Below are 20,104 nucleotides of genomic sequence, written 5' to 3' on the forward strand. Positions count from 1 at the left end.
GTTACAACGCCTCCAGCTCCGCCATCAGGTCGCTCAACCTATCGACCTTGGCGTCATCCAGCGCGCTGTCCTGCAGCCCGCGCACATAGTCCGCCAGCTCTTGCACCGTGCTGCACTCGAACATCGCCCGCAGCGGCACGTTCAACTGCAGGGCCTTCTGCACCCGCGATGCGATCTGCGTTGCCAGCAGCGAATGCCCGCCCAGCTCGAAGAAGTTGTCGCGCACACCCACCCGCTCGGCCTTGAGCACATCGGCCCAAATCCCGGCGAGGGTCTCTTCAAGCTCGTTGCGCGGCGCCAGGTAGGCCTGGCTGTGCTGGCCACCGATATCGATGGCCGGCAGCGCCTTGCGGTCAAGCTTGCCGTTGGCGTTGTGCGGCAGGCTGTCGAACCAGCCCCAGTGCAGCGGCACCATGTACTCCGGCAACTCGGCGCGCAGGCGCTGCTTGAGCTGGTCGAGCAGCGCGGCGTCGGCACTGACGCCCTGGTGCGCCACCAGGTAGCCGACCAGGTGCTTGCCGTTGACGCCCTCCTGCACGCCCACCGCGGCATCGCGCAGCTCCGGCTGTTCGTGCAGGCGCGCCTCGATCTCGCCCAGCTCGATGCGGTAGCCACGGATCTTCACCTGATGGTCGATACGCCCGACGTACTCCAGCACGCCATCCGGACGGCGCCGCGCCAGGTCGCCGGTGCGGTACAGGCGCTCACCAGGCGCACCGTACGGATGCGGAATGAACGCCTGCGCCGTGCGCAGCGGGTCGCCGACATAGCCACGGCCCACACCGGTACCAGCGACGCACAGCTCGCCCACTGCGCCCAGCGGCACCAGGGTCTGGTCCTCGCCGAGCAGGTACAGGCGGTTGTTGTCGGTCGGCGTGCCTATCGGCAGGTAGCTGCCCTGGGTCGAGGCGGCATCGACGCGGAAGAACGCCACGTCGTCCGAGCACTCCGCCGGGCCGTAGGCGTTGACCAGGCCGATGGCCGGGTAGCGTTGCAGCCACTGCGCGGCCAGCTCGGGCGGCATGGCCTCGCCGGTCGGCAGCATCCAGCGCAGGCCATCGAGCGCCTGGTGATCGTTGGCCAGCATGCCCTGGATCAGCGACGGCACACTCTCCAGCACGGTGATGCCGGTGGCCTGCACATGGCTCAGCAGGCTTTGCGGATCATGGGCGATGGCGTTTGGCACGATCTCCACCTTGGCCCCGAACAGCGGCGCGGCGAGGAACTGCCACACCGAGATGTCGAAGCTCTGCGAGGCGGTCTGGACAATTACGTCCTGCTCGTCCAGGGCCAGGTACGGCACCTTGCTCAGCTGGTTGTTGAGCATGCCGCGCTGCTCGACCATCACGCCCTTGGGCAGGCCGGTGGAGCCGGAGGTGTAGATCACGTAGGCAAGGTTGTCCGGCGCGCTGTGGATGCCAAGGTTATGGCTGGCCACGTTGCTTGCCTGCACGTCTTCCCAGACCAGCAGCTTCGGCCGCGCCGCGCCCGCCACTTCATCAAGCAACTGGCGCGCCTGCTCGGCGCAGGCCGCGCTGCACACCAGCACCGGCGTGCGGCTCAGCTCGACGATGCGTTGCAGGCGCGCCGCCGGCAGGCCCGGATCCAGCGGCAGGTAGCCGGCGCCGGCCTTGAAGCTGCCGACGATCATGCCCAGCAGCGCCAGGCCGCGCTCGGCCAGCAGCGCCACCGGTTGGTCGATGGCCACGCCAGCCGCAACCAAGGCATGACCCAGCCGGTTGGCCGCCACGTTCAGGCCCGCATAGTCGTAAGCGGCCGTCTCGCAACGGGCGACGGTGCGCTGCGGATGCGCGGCCACCCGTGCCTCGAACAGCTCGACGTAGCTCTGCTCCAGCGCATAGGCATGCTCGGTGCGGTTGCAGTCCTCGAGCAGGAAGCGTTGTTCGTCGGCCCCCAGCAGTGGCAGCTCGCCGACCTCGCCCTCGAAGCCCTCGACCAGGGCCAGCAGCAGGCGCTTGAATTCGGCGAGCAGGCGCTCGACGGTCGGGTAGTCGAAGTAGCGCTGGTCGAACGACAGGTGCAGGCCCAGGTCATCGCCCGGGTAGCACACCGCGGTCAGCGGGAAGTTGGTGTGGGTCCGGCCCGAGTCGGAGCTGGCGTCCAGATGCTGGGCGTGGTCGAGCACCGCAGTTTCCACCGGGGCGTTCTCGAACACGAACAGGCTGTCGAACAGCGGCTGGCCCTTGGGCAGTTCGCTGCATTCCTGGATCGCCACCAGCGGCAGGTACTCGTATTCACGCAACTGCATGTTGCGATCGAGCAAGCCCTGCAGCCACTGACGCACGCTGCTGCGCTCGCCCGGCTGCGGCAACTGCACGCGCAGGGCGATGCTGTTGATGAACAAGCCGACCGTGCGCTGCATCTGCGGCAGGCTCACCGGGCGCCCGGCCACGGTGACGCCGAACACCACGTCGCGATCGCCGCTGTAGCGCGCCAGGGTCAAGGCCCAGGCCGCCTGGGCGAAGGTGTTGACCGTCAGTTGGTGGGCCTGGGCCAGTTCACGCAGGCGGGCGCCCTCGCTCACTTGCAGGCGGGTGTAGCAGTCACCCACGACCATGCCGTCACCGGCGTGGTCATGGCGCAGCGGACGGTCGCTGGGAATCGCCGTGGCGCGCTCGAAGCCGGCCAGGTTGGCCTGCCACCACTGGCGCGCCTGGTCGAGATCCTGGCGCTGCAGCCAGCCGATATAGTCGCGGTAGCGCGGCGGTACCGGCAACTGGGCCTGGCGCCCTTCGCCCAGGGCCTGGTAGATCTCGAAGAAGTCGTTCATCAGCAGCGAGCGGCACCAGGCATCGATGAGGATGTGGTGGTTGCTCATCATGAACCAGTAACGCGCATCGTCCACGCGCACCAGGCGCAGGTGGAACGGTGCTTCGCGCAGCAGCTCGAAGCCGGCCTCGCGCTCCTCCTTGTGCAGCGCTTGCAGGCGCGCTTCCTGGGCGTGCTCGTCAAGGCCGCGCCAGTCCTGGTAGTCCACCGCGGTCTTGCCGGGTTTGTGGATGATCTGCAACATCGCTTCGCCGGCGTTCCAGCTGAACGAGGCACGCAACGCCTCGTGGCGCGCCACCACCGCCTGCCAGGCCTGGGCGAAGCGCTCGGGGTCGAGGGCGCTGTTGATGCGGTAGCGGTCCTGCATGTAGTAGATGCCGGTGCCCGGCTCGAGCAGGGTGTGCAGCAGCAGGCCTTCCTGCATCGGCGTCAGCGGGTAGACGTCCTCGATCTCGGCGGCCGGGATCGGCAGCGTGTCGATCTGCTCCTGGGTCAGTTGCGCCAGGGGGAAGTCCGAGGGGGTGAAGCTGCCGTTGCCGTCCGCCAGGCAATGGGCGACCAACGCCAGCAGCTCCTGGCGATAGGCCTCGGCCAGACGGGCGATGGTCGCCTCGTCATAGCGCTCGGCACTGTAGCTCCAGCGCAGTTGCAGTGCGCCGCCGTAGACCTGGCCATCGACGCTCAGCCAGTTCGGCAGCGGCGCATCCAGGTCATGGGCCAGGCCCACCGGGGCGTCCAGCGGCTGGAACAGTGCCGCCTGGTCGAACTGTTGGTCGAACTGACCGAGGTAGTTGAAGGTGATCCGGGCCTGGGGCAAGGCGGCCATGCGCTCACGCCCTAGCTCGTCGGCCAGGTAGCGCAGCACACCGTAGCCCTGGCCTTTGTGCGGCACCTGGCGCAGTTGTTCCTTGATGCGCTTGATCGACGTGGCGCGACCAACTTCGCCATCAGCCATTACGGGGCTCAGGCTCAGTGGGTAGGCGTTGGTGAACCAGCCGACGCTGCGGGTCAGGTCCATGTCCTCGAACAGACCATCGCGACCATGGCCTTCCAGCTGCACCAGCACCTGCTCGTCGCCGCTCCAGTGGCACAGTGTGCGCGCCAGGGCAGTCAGCAGCAGATCGTTGACCTGGGTGTGGTAGGCCGCCGGCGCCTGTTGCAGCAGTTGGCGGGTCTGTTCCACGTTCAGGTCGATGGCAAGGCTGCGGGCATGGCGGTGCAGGTTGCCGCCTTGAGGGTGGTCGCAGGGCAGTTCGCGACGGGCGCTGCCCAGTTGCGCTTCCCACCAGCCCAGCTCGTCGCGCAGCGAATCGCTGCCGGCATAGCTGGCCAGGCGCGCCGCCCAGTCGCCCATGGCATGGGTCTTGGCGGCCAGGGTTTCACCGCGGTACAGCGCCTGCAGGTCTTCCAGCAAGACGCGCCAGGATACGCCATCGACCACCAGGTGGTGGATCGCCAGCAGCAGGCGCTGGACGCCCTGGTCATCGCTGACCAACAAGGCGCGCAGCAGCGGCCCCTCGGCCAGGTCCAAGCTGCGCTGCACATCGGTATACAGTGCCTGGCAGTCGTCGAAATCGCTCACCGTCGCGGTCCACAGCAACGGCTGTGTGCTCGGCTGGGCGTACTCGGCCTGCCAGCGGCCGTTGGCCTGGCCAAAGCGCAGGCGCAGGCTGTCGTGGTGTTGCACCAGCGCGGCCAAAGCCTGCTCCAACTCCTCGGCCTGCAATGGCTGGCGCACACAGAGCAGCACCGCCTGGTTCCAGTGCTGCGGTTGCGGCACTTCGCTGTCGAAGAACCAGTGCTGGATCGGCGTCAGGCCGGCGCTGCCCTGACGTGCGCCCTGCTCGATAGCGCTCGGCGCCTCGCTGCGGGTCACCACTGCCGCCAGGGTCTGGATGGTCTGGTGCTGGAACAGGTCACGTGGGGTGAACTGCAACCCCAGCTGGCGGGCACGGCTGACCACCTGGATCGACAGGATCGAGTCGCCGCCCAGTTCGAAGAAGTTGTCCTGCACGCCGATGCGCGGCAGGTTGAGCACCTCGCGCCAGATCTGCGCCAGCTGGCTTTCCAGCTCGTTGGCCGGGGCCTGGTAGTGCTGACGCGCCTGCTCCAGGTCCGGGGCCGGCAACGCTCGGCGGTCGAGCTTGCCGTTGCCCATCAGCGGCAGGCTGTCGAGCAGCACCAGGTGCGCCGGCACCATGTAGTCGGGCAGGTGCCGGCGGGCATCGGCCTTTACCGCCTCGCGCAGCAGGGCCTGGGCCTCGCCGTCGGCGCTCGCCTGTGGGCACACCAGGTAACCCACCAGTTGCTTGCCGCCCGGCAGGTCGAGGGCCAGGACCACTGCCTCCTCGACGTCGGCGTGCTCCTGCAGGCGGCTCTCGATCTCGCCCAGCTCGATACGGAAGCCACGGATCTTCACCTGCTGGTCGGCCCGCCCGACATACTCCACCAGGCCATCGGCGCGCAGGCGCACCAGATCGCCGGTACGGTACAGGCGACCGCCGGCATGGCTGAACGGGTCGGCGACGAAACGCTCGGCACTCAGGCCCGGACGGTCGTGGTAGCCCTGGGCCAGGCCGGCACCGCCGACATACAGTTCTCCGATGCCGCCTTGCGGCAGCAGCGCCAGGTCCTCGTCAAGGATATAGGCGGTGCGGGCACCGATGACCCGGCCGATCGGCACGCTGCCGGCGTCGACCGGTATCTGCTCCGGTGCCAGGCAGGCCAGCGGCATCACCACCGTTTCGGTCGGGCCGTAGGCGTTGAAGAACTGTTGCGGCGCAAAGGCCTGGCGGATGCGTTGCAGGTGCTCGCCGGTCAAGGCCTCGCCACCGGTGATCACCAGGCGCACCGGCAATTGCTCGCCCTGCCCGGCCAGGTACTGGGCCAACTGGCTGCCGTAGCTCGGGGTGAAACCGAGCACGCTGACTTGCTGCTCGCGCACCAGCTGGCAGATTTCCTCGGCGCCCCACTGGCCCTGGGCACGCAACACCACGCGGGCACCGCACAGCAGCGGCACCAGCAGGCGCTCGCTGGCGGCGTCGAAGTTGATCGAATAGAAGTGCAGCTCGCAGTCGTCGCTGCGCATGCCGAACTCGGCGATCACCGCCTTGCAGTGCATGGCAATTTCACCGTGGCTGACCACCACGCCCTTGGGCTTGCCAGTGGAACCGGAGGTGTAGATCAGGTAGGCCTGGTGCTGCGGCAGGTTGAGGTTGTCCAGGGCGGCGTCGCTGTAGGCGGAAAGGCTCGCGGCATCGTCCTCCAGGCTCCAGCGGGCAACGCCTGGCGGCAGTTCGCCCAGGGTGTCGAGCAACGCCCGCTGGCCGATCAGCAGGCCCAAGCGGCTGTCCTCGATCATGTAGCGCAGGCGGTCGAGCGGGTATTCCGGGTCCAGCGGCACGTAGGCGCCACCGGCCTTGAGGATGGCCAGCAGGCCGACCACCATCTCCAGCGATCGCTCCAGCGCCAGGCCTACCCGCACCTGCGGGCCGACGCCGCGCTCGCGCAGGGCGCGGGCCAGGCGGTTGGCCTGCTGGTCGAGCTCGGCGTAGCTCAGGTGCTGGCCGGCGAAGGTCAGGGCCAGGGCCTGCGGGGTCCGCTCAGCCTGGGCGGCGAACAGCCCGTGCAGCGTCTGGTCCAGTGCGAAGTCCTGCTCGCCCTGCAGCTGGCCGATCAGCACCTGCTGCTCGGCTTCAGCCAGCATCGGCAGTTCGCACAGGCGCTGCTGCGGATCGTCGATCAGCGCCACCAGCAACTGCTGCCAGTGCTCGGCCATGCGCGCGATGCGCGGCTCATCGAACAGGTCGCGGCTGTAGGTGAAGCAGCAGCCCAGGCGGCCATCGAGGTCGGTGACCTCAAGGTACAGGTCGAATTTGGTGGCGCTGGCGTCGTTGACCAGGTAATCCACCTGCATGCCCACCAGTTCACGGCTCTGCTGGAAGGCCCAGCGCTGCACGTTGCACATCACCTGGAACAGCGGGTTGTAAGCGCTCGAGCGCGGCGGCTGCAAGGCCTCGACCAGTTGCTCGAATGGCAGGTCCTGATGCGACTGGCCATCGATGATGGTCTGGCGCACTTGGTCGAGCAACGCGCCGGCGCTCATCTGCCCGTCCAGTTCGCAACGCAGCACCTGGGTGTTGAGGAAGGCGCCGATCAACCCCTCGCTTTCCGGGCGAATACGGTTGGCCACCGGCGCGCCGATGCGCAGGTCGCGCTGGCCGCTGTAGCGGTGCAGCAACGCGGCCAGGGTAGCGGTCATGGTCATGAACAGGGTCAGGCCGCGCTGGCTGTTGAAGGCGTGCACGCGCTTGACCAGCGCCGGATCCAGGTCGAAGCGGTACAGCTCGCCGCGGTGGCTCTGCACTGCCGGGCGTGGACGATCGGCGGGCAGCGCCAGCACCGGATGCTCATCGCCCAGGCGGTCCTTCCAGTAGGCCAGCTGGCGATCGCCCTCGCCGCTTTCCAGCCACTGGCGCTGCCATACGCTGTAGTCGAGGTACTGCACCGGCAGCGGCGCCAGCGGCGACTCGCGCTCGTCGACGAAGGCCTCGTACAGCTCGCCCAGTTCGCGGGCGAAGATGTCCATGGCCCAGCCTTCGGTGACGATATGGTGCAGGGTCAGGACGAAGTAGTGCTCGCGCTCGCCGGCCTTGACCAGGCAGGAGCGCAACAGCGGACCGCGCTCCAGGTCGAACGGCTGGTGCGCCTGGTCGTCGGCCAGTTGCTGCAGGCGTTGCTGGCGGGCCTCGCCGGCCAGGGCGCTGAAGTCATGCCAGTGCAGTTGCACGTGGCTGTGATCGGCCACGCACTGGTGAGGCTTGCCGTCGATGCTGGGGAAAGTGGTGCGCAGGGTTTCGTGACGCACGATCAACGCCTGCAGGGCGCGCTCGAAGGCATCCACATGCAGCAGGCCCTGGAAGCGAGCCATGCCGCCGACGTTGTAGGCGGGGCTATGCGGATCCATCTGCCAGAGGAACCACATGCGCTGCTGCGAGTACGACAGCGGCACCGCCTGGCGGCGGTCGACACGGGCGATGGCACCTTGCAGGTTGTGTGCGCCGCAACCCTGCAGACGGGAAATTTCGGCGCAGAACGCGCCCAGCTCGCTGGCCTCGAACAAGGCCTTGAGCGGCAACTCGACATCCAGCGCCTGGCGAGTGCGCGAGACGATCTGGGTGGCCAGCAGCGAGTGGCCGCCGAGGGCGAAGAAGTCATCCTGCAAGCCGACCTGCGGCCGGCCCAGGACCTCGCGCCAGATCGCCGCGACCTGTTGTTGCAATGCACTTTGCGGCTCGACATGTTCATGTTGCTGCCAGACCGGTGCCGGCAGCGCCTTGCGATCGACCTTGCCGTTCGGCCCCAGGGGCATCTGCGCAAGATGGATGAGTTGTGCCGGCACCATGTAGGCCGGCAGGCGCTCGGCCAATGCGGCCAGCAGCGCCTCGGTCTGCTCGACACCGCTGTAATAGCCCACCAGCTGGGCACCGACGGCATCCTTGTGGATCAGTACCAGTGCCTGGGCGACACCCGGCTCGGCCAGCAGCACAGCCTGCACCTCCTCCGGCTCGACGCGGAAGCCGCGCACCTTCACCTGCTGGTCGAGGCGCCCCAGGTACTCCAGGGCCTGGCTCTGCACATGCCAGCGGGCGCGGTCGCCGCTGCGGTACAGCCGTGCGCCGTCGCCATCGGGCTGCGGCACGAAGCGCTCGGCGGTCAGCCCAGGGCGGCCGAGGTAGCCGCGGGCCATGCCGGCGCCACCCAGGCACAGCTCGCCGGGCACGCCCGGCGCGGTCAACTCGAACTCATCGTCCAGCACCCGGCACAGCACGTTGCCCAGCGGGCGGCCGATGGGCGAGCGCTCGCCGTCATTCGCCTGGCAGTGCCAGTGGGTGACGTTGATCGCGGTTTCAGTCGGACCATAGCGGTTGTGCAGTTGCACCTGTGGCAGCAGTTGCAGCACGCGGTCACGCAACGCGGCGGACAACGCCTCGCCACCGGAGAACAACCGGCGCAGGCTGGTGCAGCCGGCGGCCAACGGCTCCTGGACGAACACCTGCAGCAACGGCGGGACGAAGTGCAGCGTGGTCACCGCGTGTTGCTGGATCAGTTGGGCGATGCGCTGCGGATCGCGATGTTCGCCGGGGCCAGCCAGGACCAGCTTGCAACCGGTGACCAGCGGCCAGAAGCACTCCCACACCGACACGTCGAAGCTGATCGGCGCCTTCTGCATCAGCACGTCGCTGTCAACCAGCGCATAGCTGGCCTGCATCCACTGCAGGCGCTCGGCCAGCGCCGCATGGGTGTTGCCCACGCCCTTGGGCTGGCCGGTGGAGCCGGAGGTGTAGATCACATAGGCGAGGTTGTCGCCGTGCAGGTGCAGGCCGGGGGCCTGGCTTGGCCAGCTGTCCAGGTGCAACTGGTCGAGGGCGATGGCGCTCACGCCTTCGACCTGCGGCAGTTTGTCGAGCAGGCTGCTGTGGCTGAGCAGCAGGCCGGCCTGGCAATCACCGAGCATGTAGGCCAGGCGCTCGGCCGGGTAGTCGGTGTCCAGCGGCACGTAGGCGCCACCGGCCTTGAGAATGGCCAGCAGGCCGACCAGCAGCTGCGGCGAACGCTCCAGGGCAATCGCCACGCAAGTGTCCGGACCGACGCCCTTGTCGCGCAGGTAGTGCGCCAGGCGGTTGGCCTGCTGGTGCAGTTCGGCATAGCCCAGTTGACCGCCCTCCCACACCAGCGCGGTGCGCTCGGGGCTCAGGCGCGCCTGTTCGTTGAGTTGCTCGACCAGCAGGCGCGGCGCGCTCACCATGGGCGCCTGGCCCCACTCGAGCAGTTGCGTCTGGCTGTGTTCGTCGAGCAGGCGCACCTCGCCAATGGCCAGCTGCGGCTCGGCGCAGACCTGTTCGAGCAAGGCCAGCAGATGGCTGGCCAGGCGCTTGACGGTGGCCGCCTCGAACAACCCGGCGGCGTAGTCGAAGGCCAGCGTCAGGCGGCCCTGGTGGTCTTCCTCGCTGTGCAACTGCAGGTCGAACTTGGCTTCGCGGCTGTGCCACGGCAGCTCTTCGGCGAGCAGGCCGGGCAGGCGACGCAAGGCCGACAGGTCGCGTTGCTGGTGGTTGAACATGACCTGGAACAGGCCTTGTTCACGGGCCTGCGGCAGCGCCTCGAGCAGTTGCTCGAAGGGCAGGTCCTGATGGGCCTGGGCCTCCAGGGTGGCTTGGCGCGCCTGGGCCAGCAGCCCGGCGAACGGCAGGCGGCCGTCGAGCTCGGCGCGCAGCACCTGGGTGTTGATGAAGAAGCCGACCATGCCTTGGGTTTCCAGGCGCGGGCGGTTGGCGTTGGGCACGCCGACGCGGATGTCGCCCTGGCCGCTGTAGCGATGCAGCACGGCCTGCCAGCCGGCCAGCAGGACCATGAACAGACTGGCCTGCTGCTCGCGGGCCAGGTCCTTGAGGGCGCTGGTCAGTGCCGCAGGTACCTTGAGGCTGTGGCGCGCGGCGCGGCTGTGCTGCTGGCTGGCGCGGGGCTGGTCGGTGCACAGGTCGAGCACCGGCAGTTCGTCACCCAGCTTGTTCTTCCAGTAGTCGAGCTGGCGGGCGCTTTCGCCATCGGCCAGCCACTGGCGCTGCCACTGGCCGTAGTCGGCGTAGCCCAGCGTCAGTTCGGGCAGTTGCACGGCCTGGCCCTGTGCGGCGTACAGGCGAGCGAACTCATCCAGCAGGATGTTCAGCGACCAGCCGTCGGCGACGATGTGGTGCAGGGTCACCCACAGCTGGTGCTCTTCGTCGTCCAGGCAGGCCAGGGTCACCCGCAGGAGCGGGCCCTGGCGCAGATCGAACGGCTGCTGCGCCTCATCCTCGCGGCACGCGGCCACCTCGGCGGGAGACTGCCCTTCGAGGTCCAGATGACGCAGGGTGAACGCCTGGCTCGGCAGGATGCGTTGCACGGCCTGGCCGTCGACTTCGTCGAACAACGTGCGCAGGGATTCATGGCGTGCCACCAGGGCCTGGAAGCTGGCCTGCAGCGCCGCGACATCCAACTCGCCGCGCAGGTGCAGCCCGGCGGGGATGTTGTAGGCGGCGGACTGCGGCTCCAGCTGCCACAACAGCCACAAGCGGTTCTGTGCCAGTGACTGCGGCAGGGCCTGGTCGCGGGCCTGGGTTTCGATGGTGCCGGCGGCGCTGCCACCTTCGGCGAGGACGGCCGCCACGGCGGCGCTGTATTCGGCCAGGGTCGGTGCTTCGAACAGGGTGCGCAGGCTGAGCTGGATGCCCAGTTCGTCGCCCAGGCGCGCGGTCACCTGGGTGGCCGCGATGGAGTTGCCGCCCAGCAGCAGGAAGTGATCGTGCGCCGCCACCGCCTCGACCTTGAGCAGCTCACGCCAGATTCCCGCGATCCGTGCCTGCAGGTCGTCACCGGCCACGCCATTGCCCTGCTCCGTCTGCGCCATCGGGAAACGCGCATAGATATCCAGGCTGCCGTCGTTCATGCGCAGGCGGCAGGCCGAGCGCTGCAGCTTGCCGCTGGAGGTCTTGGGCAAGGCGCCCGGGTTGAGCAGCAACACCACGGCCGGCGCCTGGCGACAGGCATCGGCAGTGACCCGGCGCAGAGTATTGATCAGCGCCTCGGGCGTGTGCGCCTTCTGCACATTGCGGCTGATCTCCACCGCCACGCCAATGCCCTCCTCGCCCTGGTCGTCGACGGCAAACACCGCCACCCGGCCCTTGCGCAGCACATCGACTTCACGCTCGAGGGTCTTTTCCAGGTCCTGCGGGTAGATGTTCTGGCCACGGACGATAAGCATGTCCTTCAAGCGCCCGGTGACGAACACTTCGCCATCGCGCATGAAGCCGAGATCGCCGGTACGCAGCCAGGTCTGGCCGTCACGCTCGACAAAGGTCCGCGCGCTGGCCTCGGGATTGCGCCAATAACCCAGGGCGATGCTCGGGCCACCGGCCCAGATCTCGCCGACCCGGTTGTCCTCCAGCACCTCCAGGCGCTGCGGCTCGACAATGCACACCGCGTGACCCGGCTGCGGGTAGCCGCAGCTCATCAGCACGCTGCCCTGGCCGGGCTCGGCGCGGTTGGCGGCGAAGGCCTCGGCATCCAGCGCCAGCGCGCCGATACCCTGGCCACGGCGGCTGCCGCTGACGAACAGGGTAGCCTCGGCCAGGCCATAGCTGGCGAAGAAGCTGCTGGCGGTGAAGCCGCAGGCGGCAAACTTTTCAGCGAAGGTATCGAGACTGTCCTGGCGGATCGGCTCGGACCCCGAATAGGCCACGCGCCAGTGGCTCAGGTCCAGGCCGGCGAGCGCGGCCTCGCTGACCCGCTCGCTGCACAGCCGGTAGGCGAAATCCGGACCGCCACTGATGGTGCCGCCGTACTCGCTGATCGCCTGCAGCCAGCGCAATGGCCGGGCGAGGAAATAGCCCGGCGACATCAGCACGCAGGGCACGCCACTGAAGATCGGCTGCAGCAGGCCACCGATCAGGCCCATGTCGTGGTACAGCGGCAACCAGCTGACGATCACGTCGTCCGGATTCAGATCGATGCCGAAACCGTGGCGAATCAGCTGTTCGTTGGCCACAAGGTTGCCATGACTGACCTGCACGCCCTTGGGCAGCGCGGTGGAGCCGGAGGTGTATTGCAGAAAAGCGATGTCGCTGCCTTCCAGCACCGGCTCGTGCCATTGCGCGGCCAACTGCGGATCCAGGCTGTCCACGGCCAGCAGGCCCGGAGCCTTGGCGCCAGCCAAGGCGTCGAGACCCTGCAAGCTGTCTTCCAGCGCCTTTACCGTCAGCAGCAAGCGCGGTTCGGCGTCGTCGATGATCGACAGCAGGCGTTCCTGATGGTGCTGACGCGACGACTCCGGCGGGTAGGCCGGCACGGCGATCACCCCGGCATACAGGCAGCCGAAGAACGCCGCGACGTAGTCCGGCCCACTGGGAAACAGCAGTACGGCACGCTCGCCGAACCCGGCCTGCGACTGCAACGCCGCCGCGATGGTCCGTGCGCGCTGGTCGAGGTCCCGATAGCTGAGCACTGCCTGCTCGCCGGGCGCATCGGCCAGGAAGCGCAAGGCAATGCGCTCCGGGGTCTGGGCGGCGCGTTGCGCCAAGGCCTGGACCAGCGAGTGCGGGAGTTCGAAGGCGTCCGTCATGGAATGTTCCTGCCAGTGTCTGGGTGAGTCGCGCCTGACTGGTCCGCGCGACTGGCGGGCAGTGTTGGGCAGCCGAGATGTACACAGGGGAACGGATGGGCGGGAAAAGAAATTAGGCCCATCGGGAAGGCCGCAAAGGGCGAACGCAGAGGCAAAAGTTGAAGCGTTTCACACAGCGAAGCTTAGAACTGAAATGTATGAAAACTCATTAACTTTCGTATTTGACAATCATTATCATTACGAATAGCTTGTCGCACGTCGTAGGAAGCCTCCTTAAGAGGTGCGCTCCCTCTCCTCTCTGAGACAAGGTGATTTCCATGGCGGAACAACTATCCACAGGTAAGTGCGATTCACCGTTACTCCAGGCATTCGTCGACAACCGCAGCATCCTGGTCAAGATCGCAGCCCGCATTACCGGCTGCCGCTCGCGCGCCGAGGATGTGGTGCAGGATGCCTTCTTCAGGCTCAGCGCCGCCCCGCAGATCACCTCATCGTTCAAGGCCCAGCTCAGCTACCTGTTCCAGATCGTGCGCAACCTCGCTATCGATCACTACCGCAAACAGGCCATGGAACTGAGGTACTCCGGCAGCGAAGAGGAAGGGATGAACGTGGTCATCCAGAACGCTTCACCTGAAGCCACCCACATCAACCTCGCCACCCTGGAACACATCGCCGACGCCCTCGAGGAATTGCCCAAGCGCACCCGCTACGCCTTCGAGATGTACCGCCTGCATGGCGTGCCGCAGAAAGATATCGCCAAGGAGCTGGGCGTCTCGCCGACACTGGTCAACTTCATGATCCGCGATGCGCTGATCCATTGCCGCAAGAGCAGCCGCCTGGGGTGAGGCCGTTGGAGTTGGGTAAACCCGCTCTTGCAGGGCCGCGTTTACCTCAGCGACCGTGCCACCACTCCTTACTGAATACGCGAGGGTCTTGCCAGAATTTAGTCGTGGGGCGCTTCGACGGTGATCTGGTACGGTCGGAAGATGCGCAGCAGTTCGCCATTTTCCCGCAGCTGGCGCAGCAGGCTGGCGAACGCCTCGGGGCTGATGGACGCCCCAGGACGCAGCAGCGCGTAGTGGTGGTAGACCTGGTCGACCCGCTGCGATGCCAGCAACTGGCTGGAACTGTCCGGGTTGCGCTTGAGGAAATCGCTGAGATAGGAACGGGTGACCAGAGCGATGTCCGCACGCCCACGCTCGACCATGTTCAGGTTGCTGTCGTGGGAATAGGTCAGGGTCGCCCTGTAGCGCTTCTTCAACCACGCCGGGTCCGGATTGAAATCGGCGAAGGCGTAGTGGTAGCCATTGAACAACGCCAGGCGCTTGCCTTCGAGGTCGTCGAAGTAGTGCTGGTCACGCCCGGCCTGCTGGCGGCTGACGAAGATCTCGGCATCCTCCAGCCCCATGTCCACGGTATTGTGGGCAATTTCCTGCCAGCCCCACTGCGGGTTCTCGAAAATCGCCATGTCGGTGCGGCCTTGCTGGAAATCGCCAAAGCGCCGGGGGATCGAGGTGGGCACCAGGACGAAACGGTGCCGGGACTGCAAACGGTTCAACGCCTCGACCAATTGCGGCAGCAAACCGGTGTCGGCGCCCTGCTCGGGGCGCACGGTATAGGGTGGGAAGTGCGCCGCCCCGATCTTCACTTCCAGCACCTCGTCGGCCCGCGCCGCACTGCCCAGCGATACCGCGGCCAACAATAACAGGGAGGACGATACCTTGACGCTGGACAGTGGAATCAAGTCGGGACACTCATCACGGGTGGGGGCCTTAATGCGCCTAAGCTAGGCGTTTTCCCACACGGGCACAACCGCCGAATATGCCAAAGTGCCAGGGGATGCCGTGGCCCTCGACTTTGGCTACGCTCTACGGGCCGGCAGGCTCTAAAGAGTCCGTCGGCCTTCATGCATTGAAAGGGAGCCTGGCATGGGCCACTGGTTGGTGATCGACCTGGAAGCCACCACCGACGACGGTGGCTGGCCGGTCACGGAAATGGAAATCATTGAAATCGGCGCGAGCCTGGTCACCCGCGAAGGGCGCGAGGTCGATCACTTCCAGCGTTTCGTACGCCCCAGGCGGCGCCCGCAGTTGACGCCATTCTGCTGCCAACTGACCCACATCGCCCAGGCCGACGTCGATGGCGCAGAAAAATTCGACCTGGTCTGGCGCCAGTTCGAACAATGGCTGCAACCGCACCAGGCGCAGTTGCACGCATGGGTCAGCTGGGGCGACTACGACCGCAAGCAGTTGCTGCAGGAGTGGCAACTGCATCATGTGCGCAGCGTGCTGGAGCAGCTGCCGCATATCAACCTCAAGCAACGTTTCGCCAAGGCCCGCCATCTGCAGCGCCCGGCTGGCCTGAACAGTGCCCTGCAACTGGCCGGCCTGCAGTTTTCCGGGCAGCAGCACCGAGCCTTGGAAGACGCGCGCAACACCGCCCGCCTGCTGCCCTCGAGCCTGCCGCCGGGCACCGCCTGAAACAGATGACGCTGGGGCGGGCCTTGGGCATACTGGCCAGCCTTTTTTCATCCCTTTTCAGGAGTCGCCCGATGTTCAAGGTCAATGAGTACTTCGATGGCACCGTCAAGTCGATCGCCTTCGAAGGCAAGGAAGGTCCGGCCACCGTAGGCGTGATGGCCCCAGGCGAGTACGAGTTCGGCACCGCCAAGCGCGAGATCATGCATGTGGTTTCCGGCGCCCTGAGCGTGAAGCTGCCGGGTAGCGACAACTGGGAAACCTTCAACGCTGGCGACAAGTTCAACGTGGCCGCCGACAGCAAGTTCCAACTGAAGGTAGCCGTGGACACTGCCTACCTGTGCGAGTACCGCGACTAAGCACCAACCTGTAACGCCCTCATCGCCGGCAAGCCGGCTCCCACAGGGACGGCGCTTGGCTTTAGGGCAGCGTGGTCGGGGTGGGAGCCGGCTTGTCGTGGCGACGAACCGCAGCGATGGGCTGCAAAGCAGCCCCAAGCGGTCTAGACCTTGAGAAACGCCGCCACCCGCTCCGCCGCCGCCTGCATATGCTGCTCATGGCTGAACCCCGAGGCCTTCAGCGGCTTCAGATCATGGTCCGCCGCCGCCAGCCAGCTCACCTCGATCCCCGGCGATAGCGCATACCCCTCGACCGCCTCGCGATTGCCCAGGGCATCCCGCTCGCCCTGCACGATCAGCGTGCGTGTGCGCAGGCCTGCAAGATGCTCCACGCGAGGTTTCTCCAGCTTGCCAACGGCATAGAACGGATACCCCAGACACACCAGCGCATCGGCGCCCAGTTCATCAGCCAACAGGCTGGCCATGCGCCCCCCCATGGACTTGCCACCTATGGCCAACGGCCCTGCGACTAAACGCCGCACCTGTTCGTATACAGTCCGCCAGGACTCCAGCAACACCTTCTGCGGATTGGGCGGCCGCTTGCCGCCATTCAACCGCCGTTCGGCCATGTAGGGAAACTCGAAGCGCACCACCCCTACCCCTTGCCCCGCCAGCCTTTGCGCCATGTCCTCCATGAACCCGCTGTCCATCGGCGCACCGGCGCCGTGGGCCAGGATCAGGCAGCCGCAAACACCGCGATCCGCCGGAATTTGCGGAGGATCGCAGCGCAAGCCTGGGACATTTCCGATCTTCGCCCATTGATCCCCGTCAATACCGGCACTTTGCCCATTAATCATGCTTGCCTCGCTGTCTAGCCTGCCTATAACCGTGGATGGGAACCCATACATGAACACAACCAGCAGTACCGCCTACAACTACCAGGTGGTCCGCCAATTCGCCATCATGACGGTGGTGTGGGGCATCGTCGGGATGGGGCTCGGCGTCTTCATTGCCGCCCAGCTCGCCTGGCCCGCCTTCAACCTTGACCTGCCGTGGACCAGCTTCGGCCGCCTGCGACCCTTGCACACCAACGCGGTGATCTTCGCCTTCGGCGGCTGTGCCCTGTTCGCCACCTCGTATTATTCGGTGCAACGCACCTGCCAGACCACCCTGTTCGCGCCACGCCTGGCCGCGTTCACCTTCTGGGGCTGGCAACTGGTGATCCTGCTGGCGGCCATCAGCCTGCCGCTCGGCTACACCAGCACCAAGGAATACGCCGAACTGGAGTGGCCGATCGACATCCTGATCACCATCGTCTGGGTCGCCTATGCCGTGGTGTTCTTCGGTACGCTGATGAAGCGCAACACCAAGCACATCTATGTCGGTAACTGGTTCTTCGGCGCCTTCATCCTGACCGTGGCGATCCTGCATATCGTCAACAACCTGGAAGTGCCGGTCAGCCTGACCAAGTCCTATTCGCTGTACGCCGGCGCCACCGATGCCATGGTGCAGTGGTGGTACGGCCACAACGCCGTGGGCTTCTTCCTGACCGCCGGCTTCCTGGGGATGATGTACTACTACGTGCCCAAGCAGGCCGAACGCCCGGTGTATTCGTATCGCCTGTCGATCGTGCACTTCTGGGCGCTGATCACCCTGTACATCTGGGCCGGCCCGCACCACCTGCACTACACCGCCCTGCCGGACTGGGCGCAGTCGCTGGGCATGATCATGTCGCTGATCCTCCTGGCCCCGAGCTGGGGCGGCATGATCAACGGCATGATGACCCTCTCGGGCGCCTGGCATAAACTGCGCAGCGACCCGATCCTGCGCTTCCTGGTCGTCTCCCTGGCGTTCTACGGCATGTCCACCTTCGAAGGCCCGATGATGGCCATCAAGACGGTCAACGCCCTGTCCCACTACACCGACTGGACCATCGGCCACGTTCATGCCGGCGCGCTCGGCTGGGTAGCGATGATCTCCATCGGCGCGCTGTACCACACCATTCCAAAAGTATTCGGCAAGGAGCGCATGTACAGCCTCGGGCTGATCAACGCGCACTTCTGGCTGGCAACCATCGGCACCGTGCTCTACATCGCCTCGATGTGGGTCAACGGCATCGCCCAGGGCCTGATGTGGCGCGCGGTCAACAGCGACGGCACGCTGACCTATTCGTTCGTCGAAACCCTGGTGGCCAGCCACCCAGGCTTCGTCGTGCGCTTCGTCGGCGGCGTGATCTTCCTCAGCGGCATGTTCCTGATGGCCTGGAACACCTGGCGCACCGTGCGTGCCCCGGCTGACGAGCAAGCCACCGCCAATGCCCAGCTGGCTTGAGGAGTAGAGCCTGATGAAACACGAAGTCGTTGAGAAAAACATAGGCCTGATGGCCCTGCTGATGGTGTTCGCCGTCAGCATCGGCGGCCTGACCCAGATCGTCCCGCTGTTCTTCCAGGACGTCACCAACAAGCCGGTCGAAGGCATGAAGCCCTACACCGCCCTGCAGCTCGAAGGCCGCGACATCTACATCCGCGAAGGCTGCGTTGGCTGCCACTCGCAGATGGTGCGGCCATTCCGCGCCGAAACCGAGCGCTACGGGCACTACTCGGTGGCCGGCGAGAGCGTCTGGGACCACCCGTTCCTGTGGGGCTCCAAGCGTACCGGCCCGGACCTGGCCCGGGTCGGCGGCCGCTACTCGGACGACTGGCACCGCGCGCACCTGTACAACCCGCGCAACGTGGTGCCTGAGTCGAAGATGCCGTCCTACCCGTGGCTGGTGTCCTCGCAGGTCGACAACAGCCACACCGACGTCAAGATGCGCGTGCTGCGCAGCCTGGGCGTGCCGTACACCGACGACGACATCGCCGGGGCCAAGGACGCGGTCAAGGGCAAGACCGAGATGGACGCGCTGGTCGCCTACCTGCAGGTGCTCGGCACCGCGATCAAGAACAAGAGGTGAGTGCGATGGAAATGGACATCGGCATGATCCGCGGCCTGGGCACCCTGGTGGTGATGATCGCCTTCATCGGCCTGTCGCTCTGGGTGTTCAACCGCCGCCGCGACCGTGATTTCGCCGAAGCGCGCCTGCTGCCCTTCGTCGACGACCGCCTGCCCCCCGCCGGGCAGGAACCTGCTGCAATGAGGAGTACCCGGCAATGACCACCTTCTGGAGTACGTACATCAGCGTACTGACCATCGGCAGCCTGATCGGCCTGACCTGGCTGCTGCTCGGCACCCGCAAGGGCCAGAGCAGCGACACCACCGACCAGACCATGGGCCACAGCTTCGATGGCATCGAGGAGTACGACAACCCGCTGCCGAAATGGTGGTTCTGGCTGTTCGTCGGCACCCTGGTGTTCTCGGTCGGTTACCTGATCCTCTACCCGGGCCTTGGCAACTGGAAAGGCATCCTGCCCGGCTACGAGAACGGCTGGACCCAGGTGGATGAATGGCAGAAAGAAATGGACAAGGCTGACGCCAAGTTCGGCCCGATCTTCGCCAAATACGCCGCCATGCCCGTGGAGGAAGTGGCCAAGGATCCGCAGGCGCTGAAGATGGGCAGCCGGCTGTTCGCCTCCAACTGCTCGGTGTGCCACGGCTCCGACGCCAAGGGCTCGTACGGCTTCCCCAACCTGACCGACAAGGACTGGCGCTGGGGCGGCGACCCGGAGACCATCAAGGCCTCGATCATGAACGGCCGCCACGGCGTGATGCCGGGCTGGGCCACGGTGATCGGCGAGCAGGGCGTGGCGGATGTCGCCGCGTTCGTGCTGACCAACCTCGATGGCCGCAGCCTGCCGGAAGGCGTCAAGGCCGACCCGGCCAAGGGCCAGGAGATCTTCGCCAGCAACTGCGTGGCCTGCCACGGCCCCACCGGCAAGGGTACCCCAGCCATGGGCGCGCCCGACCTGACCCACCCGCAGGCGTTCATCTACGGCTCGAGCTTCGCCCAGCTGCAGCAGACCATCCGTTACGGCCGCCAGGGCCAGATGCCGGCGCAGCAGGATATCCAGGGCAATGACAAGGTCCACCTGCTGGCGGCCTATGTCTACAGCCTGTCGCAGGATGAAGTACCGGAAACCGTAACCGCCAAGTAAACAAGCGCAACACCCCTGTGGGAGCCAGACCGCTCCCACAGGCCCGCTCCACCCTCCCCGCCTTGCACCCCCTCCGAACACAACTAAGCTTGTTGCCACAGTGGCTCCGCTCGCAGCGACCGGAACAGACGTGGTGCACAGCCTGACATCACGCACCGATCCTGGACGCTCGAGCCTGCGGCTTTGGGATGTGCCTTGCGTGCCCGTCCCAGAAACAAAAGCTTGACCGATCGATCAGAAAAACATGGA

At 66.3% G+C, this 20,104-nt stretch carries 10 protein-coding genes; 7 read left to right on the plus strand and 3 right to left on the minus strand.

The annotated features are described in order from the left end of the window. Window position 1: 1 nt before the first annotated feature. Window positions 2-12,949, minus strand: a complete 12,948-nt coding sequence (locus tag OH705_RS21055) for a non-ribosomal peptide synthetase (protein ID WP_267302887.1) — start codon at window positions 12,947-12,949, stop codon at window positions 2-4. A 317-nt stretch (window positions 12,950-13,266) separates the two neighbouring features. Between OH705_RS21055 and OH705_RS21060 the strand changes: the two genes are divergently transcribed. Beyond that, window positions 13,267-13,794, plus strand: a complete 528-nt coding sequence (locus tag OH705_RS21060) for an RNA polymerase factor sigma-70 (RefSeq protein ID WP_023632290.1) — start codon at window positions 13,267-13,269, stop codon at window positions 13,792-13,794. 98 nt (window positions 13,795-13,892) lie between these two features. Here the strand turns inward: OH705_RS21060 and OH705_RS21065 are convergent, their stop codons facing one another. Further along, complete coding sequence (locus OH705_RS21065) at window positions 13,893-14,693, minus strand: substrate-binding periplasmic protein (RefSeq protein WP_094010585.1); 801 nt, start codon at window positions 14,691-14,693, stop codon at window positions 13,893-13,895. Between the two features lie 184 nt (window positions 14,694-14,877). Between OH705_RS21065 and OH705_RS21070 the strand changes: the two genes are divergently transcribed. Both OH705_RS21070 and OH705_RS21075 read left to right on the plus strand, forming a co-directional pair. Further along, a complete protein-coding gene (locus OH705_RS21070; RefSeq protein WP_094010586.1) occupies window positions 14,878-15,429 on the plus strand; it encodes an exonuclease domain-containing protein in 552 nt (183 codons plus the stop codon). 71 nt (window positions 15,430-15,500) lie between these two features. Beyond that, a complete protein-coding gene (locus OH705_RS21075; RefSeq protein WP_038705716.1) occupies window positions 15,501-15,785 on the plus strand; it encodes a pyrimidine/purine nucleoside phosphorylase in 285 nt (94 codons plus the stop codon). Between the two features lie 143 nt (window positions 15,786-15,928). Here the strand turns inward: OH705_RS21075 and OH705_RS21080 are convergent, their stop codons facing one another. After that, window positions 15,929-16,621, minus strand: a complete 693-nt coding sequence (locus tag OH705_RS21080) for an alpha/beta family hydrolase (protein WP_267302888.1) — start codon at window positions 16,619-16,621, stop codon at window positions 15,929-15,931. 49 nt (window positions 16,622-16,670) lie between these two features. On the opposite strand from OH705_RS21080, the gene ccoN reads away from it, so the two are divergent. The 4 genes from ccoN to ccoP are packed head-to-tail and all read left to right on the plus strand — an operon-like array spanning window position 16,671 to window position 19,855. Beyond that, entirely contained in the window at window positions 16,671-18,095 is a 1,425-nt protein-coding gene (gene ccoN, locus OH705_RS21085) for a cytochrome-c oxidase, cbb3-type subunit I (RefSeq protein ID WP_038705715.1), read from the plus strand. Between the two features lie 13 nt (window positions 18,096-18,108). Then, window positions 18,109-18,717: a cytochrome-c oxidase, cbb3-type subunit II gene (ccoO, locus tag OH705_RS21090; protein ID WP_038705714.1), complete on the plus strand. Its 609-nt coding sequence runs from the start codon at window positions 18,109-18,111 to the stop codon at window positions 18,715-18,717. Window positions 18,718-18,722: 5 nt separating this feature from the next. Next, window positions 18,723-18,917, plus strand: a complete 195-nt coding sequence (locus tag OH705_RS21095; protein WP_023632287.1) for a cbb3-type cytochrome oxidase subunit 3 — start codon at window positions 18,723-18,725, stop codon at window positions 18,915-18,917. Continuing rightward, window positions 18,914-19,855 carry a cytochrome-c oxidase, cbb3-type subunit III gene (gene ccoP / locus OH705_RS21100; RefSeq protein ID WP_267302889.1) on the plus strand — a complete coding sequence of 314 codons (942 nt, stop codon included), beginning with the start codon at window positions 18,914-18,916 and terminating at the stop codon, window positions 19,853-19,855. The genes OH705_RS21095 and ccoP overlap by 4 nt, the downstream gene beginning before the upstream one ends. Window positions 19,856-20,104 lie beyond the last annotated feature (249 nt).

Source organism: Pseudomonas sp. BJa3 (assembly GCF_026343815.1).
GTDB lineage: Bacteria > Pseudomonadota > Gammaproteobacteria > Pseudomonadales > Pseudomonadaceae > Aquipseudomonas > Aquipseudomonas soli.

Excerpts from the sequence above, each read along its gene's own strand:
- ccoP (WP_267302889.1), top strand. The coding sequence starts at position 18,914 with ATGACCACCTTCTGGAGTACGTACATCAGCGTACTGACCATCGGCAGC.
- OH705_RS21060 (WP_023632290.1), top strand. The coding sequence starts at position 13,267 with ATGGCGGAACAACTATCCACAGGTAAGTGCGATTCACCGTTACTCCAG.
- ccoO (WP_038705714.1), top strand. The coding sequence starts at position 18,109 with ATGAAACACGAAGTCGTTGAGAAAAACATAGGCCTGATGGCCCTGCTG.
- ccoN (WP_038705715.1), top strand. The coding sequence starts at position 16,671 with ATGAACACAACCAGCAGTACCGCCTACAACTACCAGGTGGTCCGCCAA.
- OH705_RS21095 (WP_023632287.1), top strand. The coding sequence starts at position 18,723 with ATGGAAATGGACATCGGCATGATCCGCGGCCTGGGCACCCTGGTGGTG.
- OH705_RS21080 (WP_267302888.1), bottom strand. The coding sequence starts at position 16,621 with ATGATTAATGGGCAAAGTGCCGGTATTGACGGGGATCAATGGGCGAAG.
- OH705_RS21075 (WP_038705716.1), top strand. The coding sequence starts at position 15,501 with ATGTTCAAGGTCAATGAGTACTTCGATGGCACCGTCAAGTCGATCGCC.
- OH705_RS21070 (WP_094010586.1), top strand. The coding sequence starts at position 14,878 with ATGGGCCACTGGTTGGTGATCGACCTGGAAGCCACCACCGACGACGGT.
- OH705_RS21055 (WP_267302887.1), bottom strand. The coding sequence starts at position 12,949 with ATGACGGACGCCTTCGAACTCCCGCACTCGCTGGTCCAGGCCTTGGCG.